The sequence below is a fragment of the Kitasatospora sp. NPDC015121 genome, assembly GCF_055562955.1.
In genome coordinates, this window is the sequence record NZ_JBVHEH010000082.1 from 1 (window position 1) to 5,581 (window position 5,581).

The 5,581-nt window shown below is 75.5% G+C and carries 2 protein-coding genes; both read right to left on the reverse strand.

The window, feature by feature from the left end; translation table 11 throughout:
- Positions 1-1,476: type I polyketide synthase (locus ACZ3J7_RS40750; RefSeq protein ID WP_465628452.1), on the reverse strand; the 1,476-nt coding region annotated here is incomplete at its 3' end.
- A 5-nt stretch (positions 1,477-1,481) separates the two neighbouring features.
- Positions 1,482-5,581: SDR family NAD(P)-dependent oxidoreductase (locus ACZ3J7_RS40755; RefSeq protein WP_465628454.1), on the reverse strand; the 4,100-nt coding region annotated here is incomplete at its 5' end.

The following is a 5,581-nucleotide window of genomic DNA, read 5'->3' on the forward strand; positions in this document are numbered from 1 at the left end:
GGTGGTGAAGGCGGCCAGTCGTCGGGCCTGGCCGCGCAGGCCGGCCGGGCCGTGACCGGAGACCACCCACGGCACCACCGGGGAGGGGAAGGCCTCCACGGCCGACTCCTCCTCGGCGACCTCCGCCGGAGCCTGCTCGATGATCACGTGGGCGTTGGTGCCGCTGACGCCGAACCCGGACACGCCGGCCCGGCGCGGCCGGTCGAGGGCCGTCCAGTCGCGGGCCTCGGTGAGGAGTTCGACCCGGCCGGCCTCCCAGTCCACGAACGGGCTGGGCGCGTCCACGTGCAGGGTCGCGGGCAGGACGCCCGCCTGCATCGCCATCACCGACTTGATCACCCCGGCGACGCCGGCGGCGTGCTGGGTGTGCCCGATGTTGGACTTCACCGACCCCAGGTACAGCGGCGCGTTCTCGCCGCGCTCCTGGCCGTAGGTGGCCAGCAGGGCCTCGGCCTCGATCGGGTCGCCGAGCTTGGTGCCGGTGCCGTGCGCCTCCACCAGGTCGACGTCGGCGGTGGTCAGTCCGGCGTCGGCCAGCGCGGCGCGGATCACCCGCTGCTGGGACGGGCCGTTGGGGGCGGTCAGGCCGTTGCTCGCACCGTCCTGGTTGACGGCGGTGCCACGGACCACCGCCAGCACCCGGTGCCCGAGCCGCTGGGCGTCCGAGAGGCGCTCCAGCACCAGGACGCCGACGCCCTCGGCGAACTCGGTGCCGTCCGCGGCGGCCGCGAAGGCCTTGCAGCGGGCGTCGGCCGCCAGGCCGTTCTGCCGGGCGAACTCCGCGAAGACGCCGGGGGTCGCCATCACGGTCGCGCCGCCGGCCAGCGCCAGCGTCGACTCGCCGGAGCGCAGCGAACGCACCGCCAGGTGCATCGCCACCAGCGACGAGGAGCACGCCGTGTCGACGGTCAACGCCGGACCGACCAGGCCGAACTGGTAGGAGATCCGGCCGGAGGCGACGCTCAGCGTGGTACCGGTGAGCAACTGGCCCTGGACGTTCTCGGGGGCGTCCTGCAGGCGCGGCCCGTACTCCTGGGCGGTCGCGCCGACGAAGACGCCGGTCTGCGAGCCGCGCACGGACGCCGGGTCGATGCCCGCCCGCTCGAACGCCTCCCACGAGGTCTCCAGCAGCAGGCGCTGCTGCGGGTCCATCGCCAGGGCCTCGCGCGGCGAGATCTCGAAGAAGCCCGCGTCGAAGCCGCCCGCACCGGTCAGGAAGCCGCCCTCGCGGCGGAAGGCGCCGGAGTCGTCCCAGCCGCGGTCGGTCGGGAACGGGGCGATCGCGTCGGTGCCGTCGGCGACCAGCCGCCACAGCTCCTCGGGCGAGGAGACCCCGCCCGGGAACCGGCAGGCCATGCCGATGATCGCGATCGGCTCGTGGTCGCGGTCCTCCAGTTCCTGCACCCGCCGGCGCGCCTTGCGGGTGTCGGCGAGCGAACGCTTGAGGTATTCGCGAAGCTGCTGTTCGTCGGCCATCGGTGTCAGCTCCCGTTCGCCGGGTCGTCGAGGAGCGCGAACAGCTCGTCGTCGGTGGCGGAGTCGAGGTCGGCAAGGTCGGGGTCGAGATCGAGATCGGACAGGACGTTCTCGCCGAGCAGGGCCAGGAGTTCCCGCAGGTTCTCCCGGACGCGGTCGCGTTCGGCCGCGTCGATGCCCGGCAGCCCGTCCCGGACCCGGGCGAGGTCGGCGAACAGCGCCGGTTCGGCGCTCCTGTCCGGGCCGACCCGCTCGCCCAGGTACCTGGTGAGCTCGGTGGGGGTGGGGTGGTCGAAGACGACCGTCGCGGGCAGCCGCAGGCCGGTCAGCGCGGTCAGGCGGTTGCGCAGCTCGACCGAGGTCAGCGAGTCGAAGCCGAGCTCCTTGAACGGCCGGCCGGCCTTGACCGCGTCGCGGTCCCGGTGGCCGAGCACGGCGGCGGTCTCCTCGCACACCAGGTCCAGCAGGACCCGGTCGCGGTCGGCCCCGGCGGCCAGCCGCTCGGCCAGCGTCGGCGCGGCCTTCCGGTCGCGCTGCCCGTTCGGCTGCGCCGCCCGGACGGGCGCGGCACCGACCAGCCCGCGCAGCAGCGGCGGCAGCTCCCCGGGGTGCTCGCGCAGCCCGGCCCGGTCGATCCCGGCCGGGACCAGCGCCGGCTCGGCGAGCGACAGCGCCCGGTCGAGCAGCTCCAGGCCGGCCACGGACGGCATCGGCACCAGCCCGGCCCGGCGGAGCCTGGTCCGGTCGGCGTCGCCCAGGTGCCCCAGCATGCCGCTGGTCTGCTCCCACAGCCCCCAGGCCAGCGAGGTGGCGGGCAGGCCCAGCTCGCGGCGGTGCGCGGCCAGCGCGTCCAGGTAGGTGTTGGCGGCCGCGTAGTTGGCCTGCCCGGGGGTGCCGAGCACGCCCGCCGAGGACGAGTAGAGGACGAAGAGGGACAGGTCGAGCCCGCGGGTCAGCTCGTGCAGGTGCCAGGCGGCGTCCGCCTTCGGCCGCAGCACGCCGGCCAGGTGCCCGGGGGTCAGCGCGGTGACGACGGCGTCGTCCAGCACGCCTGCGGTGTGCACCACACCGGTCAGCGGGTGCTCGGCGGGGACGGCGGCCAGCAGCGCGGCCAGCTGCGCGCGGTCACCCGCGTCGCAGGCCTCGATCCGCACCTGCGCGCCCAACTCGGCCAGCTCGGCCGCCAGTTCCCGGGCACCGGGCGCCTGGGGACCGCTGCGGCTGGTCAGTACCAGGTGCCGCACGCCGTGCTCGACCACCAGGTGCCGGGCCGCCAGCGCGCCCAGCGTGCCCGTGCCGCCGGTGACCAGCACCGTGCCCGCCGGGTCGAGCGGGGCCGGCACGGTCAGCACGATCTTGCCGACGTTGCGGGCCTGCGACAGGAACCGGAACGCCTCGGGAGCCCGGCGGACGTCCCAGGTGGTCAGCGGCAGCGGCTTGAGCGCCCCGGCCTCGAACAGGTCGAGCACCTCCAGCAGCATCTCCTGGATCCGGTCCGGACCGGCCTCCAGCAGCTCGAACGCCCGGTAGACCACGCCCGGCCGCTGCTCGGCGATCTCCGCCGGGTCACGCAGGTCGGTCCGGCCCATCTCGACGAAGCGGCCGCCGTTCGGCATCAGGTCCAGCGAGGCGTCGACGAACTCCCGCGCCAGGGCGTTCAGCACCACGTCGACCCCGCGGCCGCCGGTCGCGGCCAGGAACTCCTCCCGGAAGTCCAGGGTCCGCGAGGACGCCAACCGGTCGTCCGCGAAGCCCTCGCCGCGCAGCACGTCCCACTTGCCGGTGCTCGCCGTGCCGTAGACCTCCGCGCCGAGGTGGCGGGCGATCTGCGTCGCGGCCATGCCGACACCGCCGGCCGCCGCGTGCACCAGCACCGACTGCCCGGCCCGCAACCCGCCCAGGTCCACCAGACCGTGGTAGGCCGTCAGGTAGACCACCGGCACCGACGCCGCCCGGACGAACGACCAGCCCGCCGGGACCGGGGCCAGCAGCCGCCGGTCGGTCACCGCCAGCTCGGCGAACCCGCCGGTGAAGAAGCCGAACACCCGGTCGCCGACCGCGAGGTCGGTGACACCCGGCCCCACCTCGACCACCACGCCGGCACCCTCACTGCCGGGCACCGCCTCGGGCCGCGGGTACATCCCGAGCGCGATCAGCACGTCCCGGAAGTTCAGGCCCGCCGCGCGCACCGACACCCGGACCTGACCCGCCTCCAGCGGGGCCGAGGTGTCCGGCGCGGGCAGCAGCGCCAGCGCGTCCAGCGAACCCTTCTCGGTCAGCGACAGCCGCCACGGCTCGTCGAGCGGCACGAGCTGCGCCTCCCGCCCCTCCTGCGCCCGGACCAGCCGGGGTACGGACCAGGCGTCCTCGCGCAGCGCCAACTGCGGCTCGCCGCTGGCCAGCGCCACCGCGATCCGCTCCTCCGGGAGGGCCGGGCCGTCCGAGTCGAGCAGGACGATCCGCCCCGGGTTCTCGGTCTGCGCGCTGCGCACCAGGCCCCACACCGCAGCCGCGGCCGGGTCCACCGGGGAGGACACGGCGTTCGCCGTCACCACCACCAGCCGGGAGTCCGCCGACCGGGGGTCGGCCAGGAAACCCTGCACCCGCTCCAGCGCCTCGGCGAGCAGCGCCCGCACCGGCTCCGGCTCCGCCCCGGCGGACTCGACCCGCCACACGACGGCGTCCGACGCGTCCGCGGACAGCCGCCCGTCCAGCGCGGCCGGCTGCCAGTCGACCCGGTGCAGCCAGTCGGCGGTGCCGCGCAGCCCCGCCGCGTCCACCGCACGGGTGGTCAGCGACTCGGCGGCGAGCACAGGACGGTCCGCGGTGTCGGTCGCGCGCAGCGACCAGGCGTCCTCGCCGACCCGGGCCAGCTCGACCCGCAGCGCCGTCGACCCGGCCCCGAGCACCCGCACCCCCGTCCAGGAGAACGGCAGCACGGTCCGGCCCGGCGCCTGCGGGTCCAGCACGCCCGGGAGCAGCACGTGCAGCGCGGCGTCCAGCAGCGCCGGGTGGACGGCGAACGCGGGGTCGGCCTCACCGTCCGGCAGGTCGACCTCGGCGAACACCCGCTCGCCCAGGCTCCAGGCCCGGCGCAGCCCGCGGAACGCCGGACCGTAGCCGTACCCGTGGTCGGCGACCCGCTCGTACAGGCCCTCCACCGCGACCGGCCGGGCCCCGGCGGGCGGCCAGGCCCGCGAGGCCTCCGGCGCGCCCTCCGGCGTGCCGTCCTCCTCGCCGAAGTGGCCGGCGGCGTGCCGGATCCACTCCCCGTCGTTCCCGGCCCGGGTGTGGATCGCCACCTGCCGGGTCCCGTCCGCCTCGGCCGGAGCCGCCGTCACCCGCAACTGCAAGGTGCCCTCGGACGGGATCAACAGCGGCGCCTGCAAGGTCAGTTCGGCCAGCCGGGCCGAGCCCAGCCGGGCCCCGGCCGCCAACGCCAGGTCCAGCAGCGCGGTCCCGGGCAGCAGCACCGTGCCGAACACCGCGTGGTCCACCAGCCACGGCAGCGACTCCTGCGCGATCCGCCCGGTCAGCACCAGCCCGCCGTCCGGGAGGTCCACCGCCGTGTCGAGCAGCGGGTGCTCGGCACCGTCCGGCGAGACCGGCTGCGCGTCCGGCGTGGTCAGCCAGTAGCGGTCGTGTTGGAAGGGGTAGGTGGGGAGGTCGACGGGGGTGGTGGTGGGGAGGAGTCGGGTCCAGTCGATGTCGAGGCCGTGGGTCCAGGCGGTGGCGGCTTGGGTGAGGAGGCGGGTGAGGCCGCCGTCGTGGCGGCGCAGGGTGCCCAGGGCGAGGACGTCGCGGTCGGTGGCGGCTTCTTCGATGGGGACGGTGAGGACGGGGTGGGCGCTGCATTCGATGAAGCGGCTGTAGCCGGTTTCGAGGAGGGTGTGGATGGCTTGGTCGAAGCGGACGGGGGCGCGGAGGTTGTCGTACCAGTAGTCGGGGCCGGTCTCTTCTGCGGTGAGCCATTGGCCGGTGGTGGTGGAGAGCATGGGGATGCGGGGCTGGGTGGTCTGGATGCCGTGGAGTGCTTCGGCGAGGGCGGTGCGTAGGGTTTCGACGTGGGGGGAGTGGGAGGCGTAGTCGACGGGGATGCGCCGTG